Genomic DNA, 18,994 nt, shown 5'->3' with positions numbered 1-18,994 from the left:
TCAGACTTTGGGTTCGTGCGTCTCGATCGCGACGATCCCCGAGCCGGGGTTCGTCGCCGAGAGGTGCACGACCGAGAACGCGCCGGCGTCGAGCGCCGACGCGCTGCCGAGGTACGAGCCGCGCAGCGTCCCGGTCGCCAGGGCGATCTCGGTCAGGATCTCGGGCAGCACCGGCCCGTGGCTGCACAGCACGGCGGGCTTTCGCGACCGCACGCGCTCGCCGATGATGCGCCGGGCGTCCGAGGCGCCCTCCTCCCACGCATCCTGGCTGATGAGCTTCGTCTCCTCGATCCGCCGGCCGAGCGCCGCTGAGAGGGGGATGACGGTCTTCAGACAGCGGACCGCCGGCGACGACACGATCTTGCGCGGACCGAAGGCGATCAGCTGGCCCACGACGGCGTTCGCCTGGCGGCGCCCGCGCGGCGACAGCGGGCGCGCGGCATCCTTCCCCTTCCACTCCTCACGGGGAACGGCCTTCGCGTGCCGCAGCACGATGAGGGGGAAGGTCGCGAGCACGCCGTCGTCGACGAACTGGAGGAAGTTCTCGAGGATCTCGACGTCGACGGGGTAGCTCAGGCGCTTGAGCGCCTTCTTCGGCGTGACCCACTCGATCGCGGCGATCTCGCGGTTCGGCACGAAGGCCGAGGCGCGGATCGCGGCCTCCGTCGCCTCGGCCGACCAGTAGTGCACGATCTTCTGCCGCTTGTTGGGCATCTGATACCGCGATACGCCCACGGGGACGCCGAGGCTCACGCGGATCCCGGTCTCTTCGAAGATCTCGCGCGCCGCGGTCTCGGCGAGCGTCTCGCCGGGGTCGACCTTGCCCTTTGGCAGCGTGACGTCGCGATAGGCCGTGCGGTGGATGAGCAGCACCGTGAGCTTTCCGTCCACCAGGCGCCACACGACACCGCCCGCAGCGTAGACGGCGGTGTCGGTCATCGCACCGCCCGTGCGCGCCGGCGGCGCTGCACATTGCTCATCGTCTTGTCCTGCATGTCGACGAGCGGCCTGCCCTCGGCGTCGAGGCTGTGACGCGTCCACTCGCCCTCGGGGCCGAGCCACCACGAGCTCGTCGTGTCGGCCATCGCGAGCGCGAAGAGGTCGAGGAGCTCCTTGATGTGCGCGGGGCTCACCACGCGCACGAGCGCCTCGACGCGGCGGTCGAGGTTTCGGTGCATCATGTCGGCGCTGCCGATGAACACCTGCGGATCGCCGTTGTTGTGGAAGGCGAAGATGCGCGAGTGCTCGAGGTATCGGCCCAGGATGCTGCGGACCGTGATGTTCTCGCTCATCCCCGGGACACCGGGCTTGAGCGAACAGATGCCCCGCACCCAGATCTCGACGGGCACGCCCGCCTGACTCGCGCGGTACAGCGCATCGATGATCTGCTCGTCGACCATCGAGTTGACCTTGATGCGGATGTGCGCGGGCTTGCCCTCGAGCGCGTTGTGCCGCTCGCGGTCGATCTGGCGCAGGAGTCCCTTGCGCAGGTGCAGCGGGGCGACGAGAAGCCGCTTGAACTTCTTCTCGATCGCGTAGCCGCTCAGCTCGTTGAACAGGCGCGTGAGGTCGCGGCCGACCTGGTCGTCGATCGTGAAGAGGCCGAAGTCCTCGTAGATCCGGCTCGTCTTGGGGTTGTAGTTGCCCGTTCCGACGTGGCTGTAGCTGCGCAGCACGCCGCCCTCCTGCCGGATGACGAGAGCGAGCTTGCAGTGCGTCTTGAGCCCGACGAGGCCGTAGACGACGTGCACGCCCGCCTTCTCGAGCTTGCGCGCCCACACGATGTTGTTCGCCTCGTCGAAGCGGGCCTTGATCTCGACGAGCGCGAGCACCTGCTTGCCGGCCTCGGCGGCGTCGATGAGCGCCTGCACGATGGGGCTGTCGCCCGACGTGCGGTACAGCGTCTGCTTGATGGCGAGCACGTGCGGGTCTTTCGCGGCCTGCTCGAGGAAGGCCTGCACGCTCGTCGCGAACGACTCGTACGGGTGGTGCACGAGCACGTCGCCCTTGCGGATCGACGCGAAGATGTCGGGGCGCTCGTTGTTGTCGCCCGGCTGGAACGCGGTCGCCGTCGTCGGCACGTGCGGCTTGTACCGCAGGTCGGGACGGTCGATGCGCGCGAGGTCGAACAGGCCCCGCAGGTCGAGCGGCCCGGGGAGGCGGTAGACCTCCTGGTCGGTGATGTCGAGCTCCTTGATCAGGAGGTCGAGGGTGAGGTCGTCCATGTCCTCGGTGACCTCGAGCCGGATCGGCGGGCCGAACCGACGCCGCAGGAGCTCGGCCTCGAGAGCCTGGATGAGGTTCTCGGTCTCGTCCTCCTCGATCACCATGTCTTCGTTGCGGGTGAGGCGGAAGGTGTGGTGGTCGAGGATCTCCATGCCCGGGAAGAGGTCTCCCAGATTGTTCGAGATGAGGTACTCCAGGGGCAGGTAGCGCACCGAATCGCCCTCGCGCGAGACCTCGACGAAGCGGGGGAGCATCGGCGGCACCTTGAGGCGCGCGAACTCCTGGCGTCCGGTGCGGGCGTTGCGGATGCGGATCGCGAGGTTGAGCGAGAGGCCGGAGATGTAGGGGAAGGGGTGCGCCGGGTCGACCGCGAGGGGCATGAGCACCGGGAACACCTGGGCCTGGAAGTAGTCGTACAGCGTGGCGCGCTCGTCGCCGCTCAGGTCGTCCCACCGGAGGATCTGGATGCCCGCTTCGGCCAGCGCCGGCATGACCTCGTTCGTCCACACCGCGGCGTGGCGCACCTGCAGCGTGTGCGCCTCAGCCGAGATGTCGGAGAGCACGTCCTGCGCTGCGCGCCCGACGTTGGTGGGCACCGCGAGCCCCGTGAGGATGCGGCGTTTGAGCCCTGCGACCCGCACCATGAAGAACTCGTCGAGGTTGCTCGCGAAGATCGCGAGGAAGTTCGCGCGTTCGAGGGCGGGCAGCCGCGGATCCTCCGCGAGCTCGAGCACGCGCTGATTGAAGGCGAGCCAGCTCACCTCGCGGTCGAGATAGCGATGCTCGGGCAGCTGCGAGTCGAAGCTCTCGGAGAGCTCGAAGTCATCGTCGTCGGCGTCACCCAGACCGGAGTCGAGCACCTCGTGTTCGATCATCCACTCATCATTGCAGGGCACGGTGACGAGTGTGTGAACTCGGTCACGATGGTGACGGATGCCTCGGCTACGCCGGCGAGCGGCTCGACGACGGTGCGGGCAGCTGGTCGTCCTCGTAGACGTTGAAGCGGTAGCCGACGTTGCGCACCGTGCCGATCAGCTGTTCGAGATCGCCGAGCTTCGCGCGCAGGCGCCGGACGTGCACGTCCACCGTGCGCGTGCCGCCGAAGTAGTCGTAGCCCCACACCTCGCTCAGCAGCTGCTCGCGCGTGAAGACGCGCGACGGGTGCGTCGCGAAGAAGTGCAGCAGCTGGAACTCCTTGTAGGTCAGGTCGAGCGGCTTGCCGTGCACCTTGGCGGAGTACGAGGACTCGTCGATCGTGATGCCCGACGTCTGGATGCGCGTCGAGACCTGCTCGGCCGTCTGCCGGCCGATCGCGAGGCGCACGCGCGCGTCGACCTCGGCGGGGCCCGCCGTCAGAAGGATGACGTCGTCGATGCCCCAGTCGGTCGACACCGCGGTGAGTCCGCCTTCGGTCACGACGAGGATCAGCGGCGCGTCGAGACCCGTCGTGTTGAGGATCTTGCAGAGGGACTTCGCTCCCACGAGATCGATGCGCGCATCGACGAAGATGACGTCGGCGCTCGGCGCGTTCACCAGCTGTGCCGGCTCCGCGGGGATCTGGCGCACCCGGTGGCTGAGCAGCTCGAGAGAGGGCAGGACGGGGCCTCCTCCGTGTGCGGAACTCAGTACGAGGAGCTGTGCCAAAGGGGAACCTCCCGGCGCGGGGTCGCGGCGTGACACCTCAGTTTAGGGTCTGCTCGCGCGACGCGTCGTGCCGGGGCGATGCGCGGGGCGCGGCGCCCAGGCAGAATGGAGGCATGGCAGGACCCGCCCTTGCTCCGCGCCGCGCCACAGGTGGCGTCATCTCCGTGTGGGTCGCGGCGGCCCTGACCGGCCTCGCGATCGGGCTGTTCGTGCCCGCGGAGTGGCGTGCCGCGTGGCTCGTCGTGGGGATGGGCGGATGCCTCACCCTCGCCTTCGTCGTGCAGCTGGCCTACGGGCGCTCGCAGGGTTACATCCAGCGCGTCGGCATCAGCGTGCTCGGCGCGCTGCTGGTCATGGGCATCATCAGCCTCGGCTTCGGACTCGCATCGATCGTCGTCCGCTGACGGCGCCTCGGCGCGGCCGCGGGAATCCGGATTAGACTCGATCCCATGGATCTCGTCGCGCTCGAACTGTTCTTCGTGGGCCTGCTCGCTCTCGCGTCGCTCGCGATCGTCTTCGTCTCGGGCGTCGTGGTGAAGAACCTGTATCGCGGCCAGCGCTGACAGGCGGCGCCGTGATCGAGCTGCCGACCGACCTTCCCGCCGACCTCGCGCCGCTCTCGTGGCTGCTGGGCGTGTGGGAGGGCACCGGCGTCATCGACTACGAGGCATCCGATCGTCACTTCGAAGGCGAGTTCGCGCATCGCGTGAGCTTCAGCCATGACGGGGGCCCGTTCCTCAACTACTCCGCGAGCGCGTGGCTGCTCGGCGACGCGAGCACGCCGCTCGTCTCCGAGATCGGCTACTGGCGCCTCTCGCGTCCCGCCGAGGACGCCGATGCCGGCCCCGGCCTCCTCCCCGCCACGGCGCCGCCCGCGACCCGCACCGTCGACGACGTCGAGTCTCTGCGCAACGACGAGGGCGGCTTCGACATCGAGGCGTCGATCGTGCACTCCGACGGCGTGAGCGAGCTCTACCTCGGACAGGTCCGCGGACCGCGCATCGACATCGCGACCGACGCCGTGATCCGCACGGCCGGCGCGAAGCCGTACGCCGCCGCGACCCGCATGTACGGGCTCGTGGAGGGCCACCTGCTGTGGGCGTGGGACATCGCGGCCCTCGGCGGCGAACTGGCCTCGCACGCCTCGGCGCGACTCGCGCGGGCGGAATGATGACGCGCTTCGCACGCGTCCCCGGCGCCGTCCTCGACGAGACGGGCCTCCAGCACGTCGGCAACCCGCACGTCGAGCAGCGCGCGCTCGCGGCGGGCACCGCCGTCGCGCCGCTCGGCGATCGCCGGGTGCTCGCCGTCTCGGGTGATGACCGGCTGTCGTGGCTCGACTCGCTGGCGTCGCAGGCGCTCACGCACCTGGCGCCGGGCGAGAGCACCGAGCTGCTCGTCCTCGACCCGAAGGGTCACATCGAGCACGCGGCATCCGTCATCGACGACGGCGAGACCACGTGGCTCATCGTCGACGCCGGCGACGCCGAGGGTCTCCTCGGCTGGCTCCTGCGCATGCGCTTCCGGCTGCGCGTCGCCCCGCGCGATGCGAGCGACGAGTTCGCGGTCGTCGGCGGCACCCGCGCGGCGGTCGAGAAGCTCGACGTCGCCGCCCCCGGCGGGGTGCCGCTCGTCTGGCACGACCCGTGGCCGGGCATCGGCGTCGGCGGCTGGGCGTACTCCGTCGTCGATCCGCACCCCGCCGCCGTGCGCGACTGGGCGGAAGCGCTCGTCTCCCGCAGCGAAGAGGAGAGGATCGCGGATGCCGCGTCCCGCGGCGAGCTCGCGCTCGCCGGCCTCGTGGCGGCAGACGCGCTGCGCGTCGCAGCCTGGCGCCCGCGCTGGTCGCGCGAGGTCGACGAGAAGGCCCTCCCGCACGAGCTCGATTGGCTGCGCACCGCGGTGCATCTCGAGAAGGGCTGCTACCGCGGCCAGGAGACCGTCGCGAAGGTGCACAACCTCGGTCACCCGCCGCGCCGCCTCGTCGCGCTCGACCTCGACGGGAGCGAGGGCGCTCTTCCCGCGCCGGGCGCCGCCGTCCGCCTCGGCGACGATGTCGTCGGCGCCGTGACGTCGGCGGCCCGCCACCACGAAGACGGGCCGATCGCCCTCGCGCTCGTCCGCCGCACGACCCCCGTCGACGCGACGCTCACGGTCGATGCCGACGACGCGCGGGTGGCCGCGGCGCAGGAGGTCATCGTCCCGCCCGAGGCCGGGGCCACGGCATCCGTCCCTCGTCTCACGCGGCTGTCCCGGCGCCCGCAGGTCCAGTGAGCACGAGCCCCGCCGGCTCACCCGTCACGCAGGCGGTCCCGACGGGCTGGCGACGGCGCATCGATCCCCGGCCGGGGCTCGACCGCGTGGCCGGATCGTCGACCGCGATCCTGCAGATCGTCGTCGCCGCGACGGGCGCCTACGCCTTCTCCCACTACGTGCTGGGGCATCCGGCACCGCTCCTGGCGGCCACCGTCACGGTCGGCAGCCTCGGCCTCTGGCGCGACGCGCGGCCCCGGCAGGTCGCCGAGACGGTGCTCGGGATGCTCGTCGGCATCATCGTGGCGGAACTGCTCTTCCTCGTCGCGGGCACCGGCTGGTGGCAGATCGCGCTCGCCCTCGGCGTCACCCTCGCCGTGGCGCGCTTCCTCTCGGGGCAGCCCGGGTTCGCGATCGCGGCCGCGATCCAGTCGCTCATCGTGATGGTGATCCCCTCGCCCGTGCCGTTCCTGCGGCTCGTCGACGGGCTCGTCGGCGGAGCCGCGGCGCTGCTCGTGACGGCCCTCATCCCGCGCAACCCCGCCCGCGCCGAGCTCCGCGACGCACATCGCCTCTTCACGGGGTACGACGGGGCGTTCTCGGCCATGATCCAGGCGCTGCGCCGCGGCGACCGGTTCCGCGCGGAGCGCGCGCTCGAGAAGGCCCGCGCGCTGACGCCCGTCGTCGAGGACTGGCGCACGTCGCTCGAATCGGGACGGGCGATCGCCCGCATCTCGCCGTTCCTCCGGCGCCGGCGCTCGGAGCTCCAGCGCCACGAGCGCATGCGCGCCTCGATGGACCTCGCGGTGCGCAATCTGCGCGTCATCGCGCGACGCGTGGTCTACCTGTGCGACGACGGGATGCCGCGTCCCGTCATCGCCGATCTCCTCGCCGAGATCGCGCGCGGCGCGGCGATCGTCGCGTCTTCGCTCGAGGATCTGTCGCTCGAGCCCGCGGCGCGCGAGGCGGTGCTCGCCGTCGCGGTGCGCCTCGACCCGCGGACGGCCGTGCCCGGCGCGACCCTCGGCGAGCAGAACCTGGTCGGCGCGCTCCGCCCTCTCGTGGTGGACCTGCTGACGGCGACGGGGATGCCGCCCGCCGAGGCGCGGCAGGCGGTGCCGCGGATCTGATCCGGGCGGATGCCGCGGCTGCGGCGCGTCGCTTGGTGGGTGCCGCGGCTGCTACTGCGCGGGGGCGACGGCGTCCCAGGGCAGGGTGACCTCGCCGAGCCGCCAGCGCGACCGAGCCTGCAGCGGCCACCCCGCCGCCTGCAGAGCGCCGAGCGCCGTCTGCCAGCGGTGGACAGGTCCGAACGGCGCGACCGAGGCGGCGCGCAGCCACTCGTCGTCGAGCGCCGCGAGGAGGGCGTGCACCCGCTCGCCGGGGACGTTCCGGTGGATGAGCGCCTTGGGCAGCCGTTCGGCCGCGATCGACGGATGCTGCAGGCCAGCCAGGCGCAGCGAGATCGTGAGCGTCTGCGGCGCGGCATCGGCGCCGACCGCGACCCACGTGACGATGCGGCCGATCTCGTCGCACGTCCCCTCGACGAGGAGCCCGCCCGGCGCGAGACGGCCGCACATGCGCGACCACGCGTCGGCGACCTCGTCCTCGCGGTACTGCCGGAGGACGTTCATCGCCCGGATGACCGCGGGCCTCCGGGCGCCCGGGGTCGGGACTTCGAACCCTCCCAGGGCGAACGAGACCCGCGCGTCGGCCGCGAACGACGAGCCTCCCGCTCGCACGAGCGCGAGCTGCTCCTTCGCGCGTGCGACGCGCGCCGGCTCGATCTCGAGTCCGACCACTTCGACGTCGGGCCGCGTGCGCGCGAGTCGGGCGTGCAGCTCGAGCGCCGTGACGGCGCTCGCCCCGTAGCCGAGGTCGATCACGAGCGGGTCCGCGGCGCGACGGAGGGACGGATGCCGCGCGATCCAGCGGTCGACGCGGCGCAGGCGGTTGGTGCCCGTCGTGCCCCGCGTCACCTGTCCCACGGGGGATCGGCCGGTCGCCATGAGCCCATGATGCCAGGCGGGGGAGGGCGCCCGCCCTCGGTATCATGGCGGCATGACCGCGCCCTACACCCTGATCCTGCTGCGCCACGGCCAGAGCGAGTGGAACAAGCTCAACCTCTTCACGGGATGGGTCGACGTCCGGCTCTCCGAACAGGGGAAGGCCGAAGCCCAGCGCGGCGGCGAGCTCCTCGCCGAGGCGGGGCTGCTCCCCGACATCCTTCACACGTCCGTCCTGACCCGCGCGATCCAGACGGCCAACATCGCCCTCGACGCCGCCGACCGCGCGTGGATCCCGGTCAAGCGCTCGTGGCGTCTCAACGAGCGCCACTACGGGGCGCTGCAGGGCAAGGACAAGGCGCAGACCCTCGAGGAGTTCGGCCAGGAGCAGTTCATGCTGTGGCGCCGATCGTTCGACGTGCCGCCGCCCGCCCTGCCGGACGACTCGGAGTGGAGCCAGGTCGGCGACCCCCGCTACGCCGACATCGACGGCGAGGTGCCCCGCACCGAGTCGCTCAAGCTCGTCATCGACCGGTTCCTGCCCTACTGGGAGAGCGCGATCAAGCCCGATCTCGCGTCCGGCAAGACGGTGCTCGTCACCGCCCACGGCAACTCGCTGCGCGGTCTCGTGAAGCACCTCGACCACATCAGCGACGCCGACATCGCCGAGCTCAACATCCCGACGGGGATCCCCCTCGTCTACCGCCTGAACGAGGAGTTCACGCCGGCAGGACCCGGCGAGTACCTCGACCCCGAGGCCGCGGCCGCGGGCGCCGCCGCCGTCGCGAACCAGGGCAAGGGCTGACCCCGAGACAGTGAGAGAAGAGCGGATGCCGCGTGCTGCGGCATCCGCTCTTCTTCTGTGTACTGGGGCCCGGCGTGACGGGCGGGGCCCGGCGTCAGGCGGTCGGCGTGCGGCGGGTCGGTCAGACCGAGGCCGTCGCGCCGCCGATGAACGTGTCGTCCGGCTCGGCCGACCAGTCGCCCGTCGCGAGGTAGGTGACCTTCTTCGAGATCGACACGGCGTGGTCGGCGAAGCGCTCGTGGTAGCGGCTCGCGAGGGTCGCGTCGACCGTCGCCGCCGTCTCGCCCTGCCAGGTGTCGGAGAGCACCTTCTCGAAGACCGAGATGTGCAGCTCGTCGATCTTGTCGTCGTCGTTGCGGATCTCTTCCGCGAGCGCGAGCTCCTGCGTGCGCAGCAGCTCGGTGAGCTTGCGGGCGACCTCGACGTCGAGCTGACCCATGCGGGTGAAGGTGCTCTTCAGGCCCTTCGGGATGGCTCGCTCGGGGAAGCGCATGCGGGTGAGCTGGGCGATGTGCTCGGCGATGTCGCCCATGCGCTCGAGCGACGCGCTGATGCGCAGGGCGCTCACGACGATGCGCAGATCGCGCGCGACGGGCTGCTGGCGGGCGAGGATCTCGATCGCCTGCTCGTCGAGGGCGAGCGCCTTCTCGTCGATGACGAGGTCGGCCTCGATGACTTCCTCCGCGAGGGCGACGTCGCTCGTCCCGAACGCGCGCGTCGCCTTCTCCATCGCGGTCGTGACGAGCTCGGCGATCTCGACGAGCCGATCCTGGACGTCCTCGAGCGACTGATGGAACACTTCGCGCATTCGCGACACCTTTCGTCTTCGCGGCACGTACTCGTGTCGCGACCCTCGCGATTTTCGTCAGCGAAGGTTAACGAACAGTGCCACGAGAGTGAATAGTAGTCGGCGGCCGCCCGCGAGGGGCCGCGCACGGCCTGGTGGCGCGAGCACCGACCCGTAACCTGGACGCATGCATTCGACGCAGCTCGCGCTGCTCGCCCTGATCCTGGGGGCGGCGATCGGGGGCCTCGTGTCGACGATCATCTTCGCCGCGCTGCGCGCCCGCGACCGGGTCGACGCCCAGGCGAGTCTGGAGATCCCCGACGGGGTCGCCGAAGTGCTGAGCGGCATGGATGACGCGGCCGTCGTGGTCGACACGTCCTCGACGATCCTCGCGAGCTCGCCGCCCGCCGCGCCGTTCGGTCTCGTCGTCGGCACGGTGCTGCCGAGCGAGGAGCTCAAGAGTCTCGCGCGGAGCGCGCGCACGGGCGAAGTGGCCGCGACCGAGACGATGCGCCTGCGCCGCGGAGCCCCGCCGGCCGAGCCGCGTCGGGTCGTCGTGCGCGCGACGCGGATCTCGGCTCGCCTGACCTTCCTCGTGCTCCGCGACATCACCGAGAAGGAGCGCGTCGAGCAGATGCGCCGCGACTTCGTCGCCAACACGAGCCACGAGCTGAAGACGCCGGTCGGCGCCGTGAGCCTCCTCTCCGAGGCCATTGAATCGGCCGCCGACGACCCCGATCAGGTGCGCATCTTCGCGGCCCGGCTGACCGCCGAGGCAGCCCGGCTCGCCTCGCTCACGTCGCGCATCATGAACCTCTCGCGACTCCAGGCCGCCGACGAGCTGAGCGAGGAGCGCGACGTCGCCGTCGACGAGATCGTCGCGTCGGCCGTCGAAGCCCACGCCATCCAGGCCGACTCGGCCGGTGTCTCGGTCGTCCGCGGGGGAGCGCGCGGGCTGTGGGTGCGCGGCGATCCGCAGATCCTCAGCGAGGCGGTCGGCAACCTCATCGCCAACGCCGTCTTGTACTCCCCGAGCGGGTCGAGCGTCGGCGTCGGCGTCAAGGCCGTCGACGATGTCGTCGAGATCGCCGTGACCGACCGCGGGATCGGCATCGCCGAGGGGGAGCAGGACCGCGTCTTCGAGCGCTTCTACCGTGCCGACCAGGCCCGATCGCGGCGCACCGGCGGCACGGGGCTGGGTCTCGCGATCGTCAAGCACGCCGTGCAGCGCCATGGCGGCGAGGTGACCCTGTGGTCGCGCCCCGGCCGGGGGTCGACCTTCACCATCCGTCTACCCCTCGTCGAGGCGCCGGACGCCGAGCCGCCCCGCAAGAAGCGTAAGAAGAGTCGAGCCACGGCCGCGGTGACGCGTCCGACGCCCGCAGCCCCTGCCCCCGTGAACGGAGAAACCGCATGAGCCGCGTCCTGATCGTCGAGGACGAGCCCGACCTCGCCGACCCCCTCGCCTACCTCCTGCGCCGCGAGGGGTACGAGGTCGAGATCGCCGAAGACGGCCCCGCGGCGCTCACGGCCTTCCGTGAGCGCGGCGCCGACATCGTCCTCCTCGACCTCATGCTGCCCGGGATGCCGGGGACCGAGGTGTGCCGCCAGCTGCGCGCCACCTCGGCGGTGCCCATCATCATGCTGACCGCCAAGGACTCCGAGGTCGACATCGTCGTGGGGCTCGAGCTCGGAGCGGACGACTACGTCACCAAGCCCTACTCGGCGCGGGAGCTCCTCGCTCGCATGCGGGCCGTGCTGCGCCGTCTCGCGTCGAACGAGGCCGACCTCGACGAGCGCGTGCTCACCGGCGGCCGGGTCACGCTCGACATCGACCGCCACACGGTCTCGGTGAACGGCTCCGAGATCAGCATGCCGCTCAAGGAATTCGAGCTCCTCGAGGTGCTGATGCGCAACGCAGGCCGCGTGCTCACGCGCGGGCAGCTCATCGACCGGGTCTGGGGCACCGACTACTTCGGCGACACCAAGACGCTCGACGTGCACATCAAGAGGATCCGCTCCCGGATCGAGGAGAACCCGAGCGAGCCGACCATGCTCGTCACGGTGCGCGGCCTCGGCTACCGCTTCGAAGGCTGATCGTCCCGTCGGGACGCGGGAAGGCCCCCGGGCGCTCAGCGCCGGGGGGCCTTCTTCGTCGCGTCAGTGGACGGTCGTGGCGGTGCTTCGCCGAGGCGATACAGCGCGCGCGAGCGCGTCAGGGCTGCTGAGCCGGGCTCAGGGCACGAAGGGAGCGAGGTAGTCCAGCGCTCCGTTGAGCACCGGCACCGCGATCTGCACGCCCTCGGCGTCGCCGGACTGGAAGTAGACCATGACATCGGCGCCGGCCTCGACGTCGAGCCCCTCGACGAGGAGCGGGTCGTCGGTGACACCCAGGCTGACCGTGGTGTTGGCGGGAACGCGCACGGTCTTCTTGATGGGCGACTTCTCGCCGATCTCGATGTGCAGCGTCTGGCTGTCTTCGGTGTCGTTGATGATCGCCGCGATGAAGTTCGCGTCCTTGCCGCTCTCGTCGGTGACGAACAGCGCATTGCGCACGAGCACCGGACCGGAGTCGGGCACGTTCACTCCGTCGGCGGGGGAGTAGGGCAGCGTCGTGGCCTGCGTCGACAGCATGGCGCAGCCGGTCGTCCCGAAGAGGACGAGGGCGCCGAGAGCGAGGGACGCGATAAGGCGCGATTTCACGGATCCTCCTGGTGCGGATGACGACTTCCCTTGCAGTCTAGGGGTTCGCCGCCTCGTCCGCGGAGAGGGCGCGGGGTGGGCGGCGAACCTTAGCGTATGTCGCCTGTGGTATCCTGGAGGTTGCCGAAAGGACATAACTGCATGCTTTTTGAGGTTGGCGAGACGGTCGTTTACCCGCACCACGGGGCGGCGACGATCGCAGAAGTGAAGACCCGCGTCATCAAGGGCGAAGAGAAGGTCTACCTCAAGCTTCGAGTCACACAGGGCGATCTCACGATCGAGGTCCCGGCCGACAACGTCGATCTCGTCGGCGTCCGCGATGTGATCGGCAAGGAGGGTCTCGAGCGCGTCTTCGAGGTGCTCCGCGCACCCTTCACCGAAGAGCCGACCAACTGGTCGCGTCGCTACAAGGCCAACCTCGAGAAGCTGGCTTCGGGCGACGTCATCAAGGTGAGCGAGGTCGTCCGCGACCTGTGGCGCCGTGACCAGGACCGCGGCCTCTCGGCCGGCGAGAAGCGCATGCTCGCGAAGGCCCGTCAGATCCTCATCTCCGAGCTCGCGCTCGCCGAGAAGACCGACGAAGAGCAGGCGAGCGTCGTCCTCGATGAGGTTCTCGCGTCCTGACGCGTCGCCGCTGAGTTCAGTCGCTGAGCTCGGCCGGTAGCGTGGGGGCCGTGACCCCCGACATCCCTCCGATCACGCCCGTTCCCCGCGCGGCGGTGATCGTCGTCGCCGCAGGCTCGGGAACGCGTCTCGGCGGCGGTTCGCCGAAGGCGTTCGTCGGCATCGACGAGCACACGATCCTGCGCCACGCATTGCGAGGCGTCTTCGCCGCCCCCGAGGCCCAGGTCGTCATCGTCGCGCCCGAGGGACGCGAGGGCGACGCCCTCACCGAGGCGCTCGAGTCCGCCGGCGCCCGCCGCGACCTCGTCTCCGTCGTGCGCGGAGGTGCCTCGCGGCAGGCCTCGGTGCAGGCCGGGCTCCGCGGTGTCTGGCCCGACGTCGACATCGTGCTCGTGCACGACGCCGCGCGGGCGCTGACTCCTCCCGAGGTGTTCGAGCGCGTCATCCGTGCCATCGATGACGGTGCCGACGGCGCGATCCCCGTCCTCCCTGTCGTCGACACGATCAAGCGCGTCGACGCGGGCGAGATCGTGGCCGCCGTCGACCGTTCGCAGCTCTCGGCCGCGCAGACGCCGCAGGGCTTCCGTCGTCATGTGCTGGATGCCGCGTACCGCGCGGCGCGGCAGGAGTTCACGGATGACGCGGCCCTCGTGGCCGAGGCGGGGCATCCTGTCGCCGCCGTCGCCGGAGACGACCTCGCCTTCAAGATCACGACCCCCGCCGATCTTGACCGCGCGCGCGGGCTCGTCGTCCCGATCGCGCCGCGGCAGGCGAGTCTCGAGCATGCGCCTGCTCTCCCGCGCGTCGGGCTCGGCACCGACGTGCACGCCTTCGGAGGCGACGGCGCGCTGTGGCTCGCGGGCCTCGAATGGCCGGGCGAGCCGGCGCTGTCGGGGCACTCCGACGGCGACGCCGTCGCACACGCCATCGTCGACGCGCTGCTGTCGGCGGCGGGGCTCGGCGACATCGGCACGCACTTCGGCACCGATCGGCCGGAGTACGCCGCGGCGCACGCGGAGGCCTTCCTCGCGCGCACTCTCGCGCTCCTCGGCGAGGCCGGCTGGCGGATCGGCAACGTCTCGGTGCAGGTGCAGGCCAACCGCCCGCGGTTCTCCGCTCGTCGTGCCGAAGCGGAGGCGGCGCTGTCGGCGGCGTTGGGCGGGGCATCCGTCACCGTCTCGGCGACGACCACCGACGGCCTCGGCTTCACGGGATCGGGCGAGGGCGTCGCGGCCTTCGCCGTCGCGCTGCTGGTGCCGGCGTAGTCGACCGTCCGCCTCCTTGCCGCCCGGCGCCGGCGGCACGATACTGACGGCATGCCGACGGTCGAGGCGAGATCCGCGGCGGACGGAGGTCCTGTCGCGACCGACTGGGCGGCGCGCTTCCGGCAACTCCAGGCGTCGGGCGTGTCCACCGCCGACGGCCTCGACGAGCTGGGAACGGCTGCGTGGTTCCTCGGGCGGATGGCGGAGTGCGAGCGCGCCTGGACTGCCGCCTACGACGCGTACGCCACCGCGGGGGAGACGGATGCCGCGATCCGCTGCGCCTTCTGGGTGGGCTACATGCTCGGCGAGGGCGGTGCGGCCGTCAAGGCGCACGCGTGGATGTCGCGGGTCATGGAGCTGTGCCGGCGACGCTCGGAGGAGGGGGCGACCGAGGCCGCGGCGACGGCCGCTCTGTGTCAGGCGCAGGAGGCATGGGGCGCGGGTCGTGTCGCCGACGCCGTGGAGATCGGCGAGCGCGCACGGACGCTCGCTCACGAGGCGGGAGCGGCCGACATCGAGGTCTTCGCCACGATGGGCCTGGCCCGAGCGCTCGTGACGGCGGGCTCGTTCGAGCGCGGCTTCGCGCTGATGGACGAGCTGATGCTCTCGATCGCGGATGGCGGCGTCGGCGAACGTGTGGCCGGCCCCGCCTACTGCGCCGTCATCGCGTCCTGCCTGGACCGCTGGGACATCGGACGAGCGAGCGCCTGGACGCACGACCTGAACGAATGGTGCGATGCCCAGCACGGGCTCCAGATCTTCCGCGGCGAGTGCTCCATCCATCGCGCGACGGTGCTGGGGATCGCCGGTGAGTGGACCGAGGCGGCTCGAGTGCTCGCCGACGTCACCACGCGGGAGCGCCGGCCGGCGACCCTCGAGAACGCCCTCTACGAACTCGCCGAGCTGAATCGGCGCGCGGGTCGCACGCAGGCCGCCGACGAGGGCTTCCGTCAGGCCGCCTCCCTCGGCAGGGAGGTTCAGCCGGGACTCGGACGGTTGCGGCGCGACACCGGGCGCCTCGCGAGCGCCCGCGCCGGGATCGCTCGCGCCCTCAGCGCCGCGCCGACGCCGGGCAGGCGCGCCGACCTGCTCGCGGCTCAGGTGGAGGTGGAGACCGACGGCGGCGACCTCGAGGTCGCCGCCGACGCCGACCGAGAGCTCCGCGACCTCGCGGAGGCGATCGGCACGACGTATCTCACAGCGCTCGCAGATCGCACGAGCGGGACCGTGCTCCTCGCGCAGCGCCGTCCGGAGCTCGCGCAGCCGGTTCTCCGCCGCGCGTGGAGCGGCTGGCGCGACCTCGAGGATCCGTACGACGGTGCGCTCACCCGGGTCCTCCTCGCGCGGACGGCGCGCGCTCTCGGGGACGAGGAGGCCGCGCAGCTCGAGTTCGACGCGGCACGCACGACCCTCGCGGGCCTCGGAGCGCTGGCCGATCTGGCAAGACTCGAGCGCCTCGCCGCTTCGGTGCCTGCCGCGGCCGCAGCGGCGGGCCTCAGCCGGAGAGAACTGGAGGTGCTCCGGCTCATCGCGACGGGCTCGTCGAACCGCGACATCGCCGCGCGTCTCTTCCTGAGCGAACGGACGGTCGCCCGCCACGTGAGCAACATCCTCGCCAAGCTGCGTCTGTCGAGCCGATCCGCCGCCACGGCCTACGCCTTCGAGCACGGGCTGCTCGAGACGGCGTGACCCCCCGGCCGGCACCGACGGCGAATTGGTCATTTCTGCCGATGATCCGGGCGCGCCGTGCGCCTAGCGTCTCCCTCAAATGAGCGAGGGAGACACCATGGACACGCGGATCGACACCATCGTCGTCGGCGGGGGCGCTGCAGGACTCGGAATGGGCAAGCGGCTTCAAGACCGCGGCATCCGCTTCGTCATCCTCGACGAGCGTCCGCGAATCGGCGACACCTGGCGCGAGCGGTACCGGTCGCTCAAGCTGTTCACGCCGCGCAGCCTCGCCGAGCTTCCCGGGCTGCGCCTCGACATGGGGTACTTCGACTTCCCGACGGGCACCCAGTACGGGGACTACCTCCAGCGGTACGTCGAGCATTTCGCGCTCCCCGTGCGCCTCGGCACCCGGGTGGCCTCGCTCACCCGTGCCGAGGGGTGTTTCCGGCTCGAGACGGCGGCGGGCGAGGTCTTCCTCGCCGATCACGTCGTGGTCGCGGTGGGCCAGCACCGCAGGCCCGTCACGCCGGACTTCGCGAAGGAGGTGGGCCACGGCATCCGTCAACTGCACTCGGTCGCCTATGCAGGACCGGGCGATCTCGCCGCCGGACCCGTGCTCGTCGTCGGAGCGGGCAACTCCGGGACGGATGTCGCGCTCGAGGCGGCGCGGGCCGGTCACACCGTGACTCTCGCCGGCCGGCACCCCGGACAGGTGCCGCCCGACATCGACACGCCGCTCGGCAACCTGCTCTCGAGGATCTTCATCCGCAAGCTCCAGCGCACGACAGTGGACACGCCGAAGGGCCGCGCGATGCGCGACCAGGTGCGCGGGCACGGTGTGAACCTCGTGCGCAACAAGCTGAAGGACCTCGAGCGGGCCGGCATCACGCGCGTGCCCAGGATCACGGGAACGGATGCCGCGGGCCGCCCGGTCGCGTCGGACGGAACCGTCGTGGACTGCACGACCATCGTCTGGTGCACGGGCTCGGTGCCGGATTTCGGGTGGATCCGGATCGACGGCGTCTTCGATGCGTCCGGTCGACCCGACGAGTACCGCGGCCTCGCCCGCAACGTGCCTGACCTCGCGTTCCTCGGCCTGGCGTTCCAGTATTCGATCGCCTCATCGACGCTCATGGGGATGGGCGTCGACGCGGACTACATCGTGCAGCGGCTTTTCGCCGCGGCATCCTCGGAACCGGTTCTCAGTCGAGCCGTCGCGTCATGAACCGCGAGAACGGGTCGTGCGCGTATCCGTCGAACGGGTCGCACGACCGGAAGCCCTCGCTCTCGTAGAGGCGCTGGGCCGGTGCGAAGTCGGGCGTCGTGCCGGTCTCGAGCCAGAGGCTCGTCATGCCGCGCTCGCGCGCCTCGGCGAGGATGTGCCGGAGCAGGGCGCGACCGACTCCGGCGCCGCGGAAGCGGTCGTCGACCCGCATCGACTTGATCTCGCCGCGGTCGGCGTCGAGGGTCTTGAGCGCGCCGATGCCGGCGATCTCGCCGTCGATCCAGGCCGACCAGAACGTGACGGCGGGGTCGCGCAGCGCCTCGGCGTCGAGGGCGTGGACGCTCTCGGGCGGAGAGTATTCGCGCATGCCGTCGAGGTGGCGTGCGACCAGGCCCAGCGTCGCGTCTCCGCTGAGGTCGTCGACCCGAATCTCCATCCCCGATTCCTTCCTCCCTGACCGCGAGACTTCACGAATGTACGCGATCGTCGGCGTGGCGCGCGCCATGGTGAGTCTCGCGAAGCGGCGGAGGCGTGCGGCGGCGCCGGAGTCGGGCTGAGGTGGGGGAGGCGCGGGGTTGGGGCGGGGTGCGGGCCCGACGGGAGGGGGTCAGCCCTGGAGGGCGAACGGACGGGGTCGGGGCGGGGACGCTCAGCCCTCGAGGGCGAACGGACGGGGGTCGCGCGGGGCGCGGGAGCCCCAGGCGAGGAGCGCGAGGCCCGCCGCGAGCACGACGAGCCCCAGGATCGCCAAGACGCTCAGCCGCTCGTCGAGCACCGTGATGCCGAGGATGCTCGCCGTGAGCGGCTCGCCGAGAGTGAGGGTCGCGGCGGTCGCGGCGGTGAGGCCGCTCAGCCCCCACGTGAACAGCACGTACGCGGTCGAGATCGTCGCGATCCCGAGCCAGAGCCCCATCGCCAGCCCCGCGGGCGTGGCGAGCCACGACAGATCCACGAACGGCAGCACGAGGAACGAGATGACGGCCGAGCTCGCGCCCATGGCGCCGACCACCGTGAACGGATCCCACCCCTCGTCGAGCAGCCGCCGCTGCGCATTGGCGATGACGGCGAAGGATGCCGCGGCCCCGAGCGATCCGAGAAGTCCGGCGAGGTCGGTCCCGCCGTGGCCCGAGCTCGACGCCTCGCCGCCGAAGCCGAGCAGCGCGACCCCGACCGTCGCGAGCGCCGTCGCGACCATCCATGCCCCGCTCGGCGCACGCCGGGTGAGGAGCCACTCCAGGATCCCGGCCATGATCGGCGCGGAACCGAGCGCGATGACCGTGCCGATTGCGACGCCGTTGCGCTCCGTGCCGATGAAGAACAGCGGCTGGTAGACCACGAGGCACACGCCCGTGACCACCATCAGCACGAAGGGGCGCAGCCGTGACCCCCGGCCGCTCAGCGCGCGGAAGCTCGTGGGCGCGGCCGCGCCCGTCCGTTCGGCCCGGACCCGGTGGCGGTGGGCCAGGGCGAAGGCGAGGATCGCGAGCCCCGTGCCGCCGATCGCGAGGCGCACCGCGCCGACGGCGAGGGGCGTCGTGCCTTCGGGGCCGAGGGCCTGCGACGTGCCGGTCGTGCCGAAGAGGACGGCGGCGGCGAGGACGGCGAGGACGTGGGCCACGCCTCATTCTCACCGGTTCTGCGTCCCGGTGTCGGAGGGGGCGGGACGAGGGGCCGACGTTGCGGGCGGCGCTGACCCTTGAACGGGGGGAGGGTGTGGCCGGAGGGGAGGGCGGATGCTGTCACTTCGGCCCTCCGCTGCGGTGAGGCCCTCCGCTGGTTGGGCGG

General features: G+C 71.4%; 19 protein-coding genes. 11 read left to right on the top strand and 8 right to left on the bottom strand.

All coding sequences use genetic code 11. The features are described 5' to 3' along the window. From ACSBPH_RS05495 to ACSBPH_RS05485, 3 genes are all read right to left on the bottom strand, one after another. Complete coding sequence (locus ACSBPH_RS05495; RefSeq protein WP_442576591.1) at window positions 1-939, bottom strand: NUDIX hydrolase; 939 nt, start codon at window positions 937-939, stop codon at window positions 1-3. Further along, a complete protein-coding gene (locus ACSBPH_RS05490; protein WP_442576590.1) occupies window positions 936-3,101 on the bottom strand; it encodes an RNA degradosome polyphosphate kinase in 2,166 nt (721 codons plus the stop codon). Before ACSBPH_RS05490 ends, ACSBPH_RS05495 begins: the two co-directional genes overlap by 4 nt. Before the next feature lie 67 nt (window positions 3,102-3,168). Next, window positions 3,169-3,870, bottom strand: a complete 702-nt coding sequence (locus tag ACSBPH_RS05485; protein WP_442576589.1) for a response regulator transcription factor — start codon at window positions 3,868-3,870, stop codon at window positions 3,169-3,171. 113 nt (window positions 3,871-3,983) lie between these two features. Here ACSBPH_RS05485 and ACSBPH_RS05480 point away from each other — a divergent pair, with 113 nt between their 5' ends. The 4 genes from ACSBPH_RS05480 to ACSBPH_RS05465 all read left to right on the top strand — a co-directional run bounded on the left by ACSBPH_RS05480 (window position 3,984) and on the right by ACSBPH_RS05465 (window position 7,253). Then, entirely contained in the window at window positions 3,984-4,274 is a 291-nt protein-coding gene (locus ACSBPH_RS05480) for a hypothetical protein (protein WP_442576588.1), read from the top strand. 170 nt (window positions 4,275-4,444) lie between these two features. Further along, window positions 4,445-5,041 (top strand): FABP family protein, encoded by a 597-nt coding sequence (locus tag ACSBPH_RS05475; protein WP_442576587.1) that lies wholly within the window; start codon window positions 4,445-4,447, stop codon window positions 5,039-5,041. Then, window positions 5,041-6,144: a CAF17-like 4Fe-4S cluster assembly/insertion protein YgfZ gene (gene ygfZ / locus ACSBPH_RS05470; protein ID WP_442576586.1), complete on the top strand. Its 1,104-nt coding sequence runs from the start codon at window positions 5,041-5,043 to the stop codon at window positions 6,142-6,144. Before ACSBPH_RS05475 ends, ygfZ begins: the two co-directional genes overlap by 1 nt. Further along, window positions 6,141-7,253: an FUSC family protein gene (locus ACSBPH_RS05465; protein WP_442576585.1), complete on the top strand. Its 1,113-nt coding sequence runs from the start codon at window positions 6,141-6,143 to the stop codon at window positions 7,251-7,253. The genes ygfZ and ACSBPH_RS05465 overlap by 4 nt, the downstream gene beginning before the upstream one ends. A 51-nt stretch (window positions 7,254-7,304) precedes the next feature. On the opposite strand, the gene ACSBPH_RS05460 is transcribed toward ACSBPH_RS05465, so the two are convergent. Next, window positions 7,305-8,132: a class I SAM-dependent methyltransferase gene (locus tag ACSBPH_RS05460; RefSeq protein WP_442576584.1), complete on the bottom strand. Its 828-nt coding sequence runs from the start codon at window positions 8,130-8,132 to the stop codon at window positions 7,305-7,307. A 52-nt stretch (window positions 8,133-8,184) separates the two neighbouring features. Here ACSBPH_RS05460 and ACSBPH_RS05455 point away from each other — a divergent pair, with 52 nt between their 5' ends. Then, complete coding sequence (locus tag ACSBPH_RS05455) at window positions 8,185-8,934, top strand: phosphoglyceromutase (RefSeq protein ID WP_442576583.1); 750 nt, start codon at window positions 8,185-8,187, stop codon at window positions 8,932-8,934. 121 nt (window positions 8,935-9,055) lie between these two features. Here the strand turns inward: ACSBPH_RS05455 and phoU are convergent, their stop codons facing one another. After that, window positions 9,056-9,742, bottom strand: coding sequence for a phosphate signaling complex protein PhoU (phoU, locus tag ACSBPH_RS05450; protein ID WP_442576582.1), 687 nt, complete (start codon window positions 9,740-9,742; stop codon window positions 9,056-9,058). A 166-nt stretch (window positions 9,743-9,908) separates the two neighbouring features. On the opposite strand from phoU, the gene ACSBPH_RS05445 reads away from it, so the two are divergent. Beyond that, window positions 9,909-11,138, top strand: coding sequence for a sensor histidine kinase (locus ACSBPH_RS05445; protein ID WP_442576581.1), 1,230 nt, complete (start codon window positions 9,909-9,911; stop codon window positions 11,136-11,138). Continuing rightward, the gene (locus tag ACSBPH_RS05440) at window positions 11,135-11,818 is read left to right on the top strand and encodes a response regulator (protein ID WP_442576580.1); all 684 of its coding nucleotides are present in this window, start codon (window positions 11,135-11,137) and stop codon (window positions 11,816-11,818) included. Before ACSBPH_RS05445 ends, ACSBPH_RS05440 begins: the two co-directional genes overlap by 4 nt. A gap of 138 nt (window positions 11,819-11,956) precedes the next feature. Here the strand turns inward: ACSBPH_RS05440 and ACSBPH_RS05435 are convergent, their stop codons facing one another. Next, the gene (locus ACSBPH_RS05435; protein ID WP_442576579.1) at window positions 11,957-12,424 is read right to left on the bottom strand and encodes a DNA modification methylase; all 468 of its coding nucleotides are present in this window, start codon (window positions 12,422-12,424) and stop codon (window positions 11,957-11,959) included. 141 nt (window positions 12,425-12,565) lie between these two features. Between ACSBPH_RS05435 and ACSBPH_RS05430 the strand changes: the two genes are divergently transcribed. The 4 genes from ACSBPH_RS05430 to ACSBPH_RS05415 all read left to right on the top strand — a co-directional run bounded on the left by ACSBPH_RS05430 (window position 12,566) and on the right by ACSBPH_RS05415 (window position 17,209). After that, window positions 12,566-13,048 (top strand): CarD family transcriptional regulator, encoded by a 483-nt coding sequence (locus ACSBPH_RS05430; protein ID WP_133542479.1) that lies wholly within the window; start codon window positions 12,566-12,568, stop codon window positions 13,046-13,048. A gap of 50 nt (window positions 13,049-13,098) precedes the next feature. After that, on the top strand, window positions 13,099-14,313 hold the full coding sequence (gene ispD, locus ACSBPH_RS05425) for a 2-C-methyl-D-erythritol 4-phosphate cytidylyltransferase (protein ID WP_442576578.1): 1,215 nt from the start codon (window positions 13,099-13,101) through the stop codon (window positions 14,311-14,313). Between the two features lie 51 nt (window positions 14,314-14,364). Further along, complete coding sequence (locus ACSBPH_RS05420) at window positions 14,365-16,002, top strand: LuxR C-terminal-related transcriptional regulator (RefSeq protein WP_442576577.1); 1,638 nt, start codon at window positions 14,365-14,367, stop codon at window positions 16,000-16,002. Window positions 16,003-16,081: 79 nt separating this feature from the next. After that, window positions 16,082-17,209, top strand: a complete 1,128-nt coding sequence (locus ACSBPH_RS05415) for a flavin-containing monooxygenase (RefSeq protein WP_442576576.1) — start codon at window positions 16,082-16,084, stop codon at window positions 17,207-17,209. Here the strand turns inward: ACSBPH_RS05415 and ACSBPH_RS05410 are convergent. Both ACSBPH_RS05410 and ACSBPH_RS05405 read right to left on the bottom strand, forming a co-directional pair. Beyond that, a complete protein-coding gene (locus ACSBPH_RS05410) occupies window positions 17,187-17,714 on the bottom strand; it encodes a GNAT family N-acetyltransferase (protein ID WP_442576575.1) in 528 nt (175 codons plus the stop codon). The two genes, ACSBPH_RS05415 and ACSBPH_RS05410, sit on opposite strands and share 23 nt — an antisense overlap. 144 nt (window positions 17,715-17,858) lie before the next feature. Further along, a complete protein-coding gene (locus ACSBPH_RS05405) occupies window positions 17,859-18,827 on the bottom strand; it encodes a DMT family transporter (protein ID WP_442576574.1) in 969 nt (322 codons plus the stop codon). Between the last annotated feature and the right edge of the window lie 167 nt (window positions 18,828-18,994).

Source organism: Microbacterium sp. F51-2R (assembly GCF_052180235.1).
Taxonomy (GTDB): Bacteria; Actinomycetota; Actinomycetes; order Actinomycetales; family Microbacteriaceae; genus Microbacterium.
The sequence above is the reverse complement of the archived record's forward strand: the minus strand, read 5'-3'. Positions and strand labels throughout refer to the sequence as shown.

Excerpts from the sequence above, each read along its gene's own strand:
- ACSBPH_RS05495 (WP_442576591.1), bottom strand. The coding sequence starts at position 939 with ATGACCGACACCGCCGTCTACGCTGCGGGCGGTGTCGTGTGGCGCCTG.
- ACSBPH_RS05490 (WP_442576590.1), bottom strand. The coding sequence starts at position 3,101 with ATGATCGAACACGAGGTGCTCGACTCCGGTCTGGGTGACGCCGACGAC.
- ACSBPH_RS05480 (WP_442576588.1), top strand. The coding sequence starts at position 3,984 with ATGGCAGGACCCGCCCTTGCTCCGCGCCGCGCCACAGGTGGCGTCATC.
- ygfZ (WP_442576586.1), top strand. The coding sequence starts at position 5,041 with ATGACGCGCTTCGCACGCGTCCCCGGCGCCGTCCTCGACGAGACGGGC.
- ACSBPH_RS05460 (WP_442576584.1), bottom strand. The coding sequence starts at position 8,132 with ATGGCGACCGGCCGATCCCCCGTGGGACAGGTGACGCGGGGCACGACG.
- ACSBPH_RS05455 (WP_442576583.1), top strand. The coding sequence starts at position 8,185 with ATGACCGCGCCCTACACCCTGATCCTGCTGCGCCACGGCCAGAGCGAG.
- phoU (WP_442576582.1), bottom strand. The coding sequence starts at position 9,742 with ATGCGCGAAGTGTTCCATCAGTCGCTCGAGGACGTCCAGGATCGGCTC.
- ACSBPH_RS05445 (WP_442576581.1), top strand. The coding sequence starts at position 9,909 with ATGCATTCGACGCAGCTCGCGCTGCTCGCCCTGATCCTGGGGGCGGCG.
- ACSBPH_RS05440 (WP_442576580.1), top strand. The coding sequence starts at position 11,135 with ATGAGCCGCGTCCTGATCGTCGAGGACGAGCCCGACCTCGCCGACCCC.
- ACSBPH_RS05430 (WP_133542479.1), top strand. The coding sequence starts at position 12,566 with ATGCTTTTTGAGGTTGGCGAGACGGTCGTTTACCCGCACCACGGGGCG.
- ACSBPH_RS05420 (WP_442576577.1), top strand. The coding sequence starts at position 14,365 with ATGCCGACGGTCGAGGCGAGATCCGCGGCGGACGGAGGTCCTGTCGCG.
- ACSBPH_RS05415 (WP_442576576.1), top strand. The coding sequence starts at position 16,082 with ATGAGCGAGGGAGACACCATGGACACGCGGATCGACACCATCGTCGTC.
- ACSBPH_RS05410 (WP_442576575.1), bottom strand. The coding sequence starts at position 17,714 with ATGGCGCGCGCCACGCCGACGATCGCGTACATTCGTGAAGTCTCGCGG.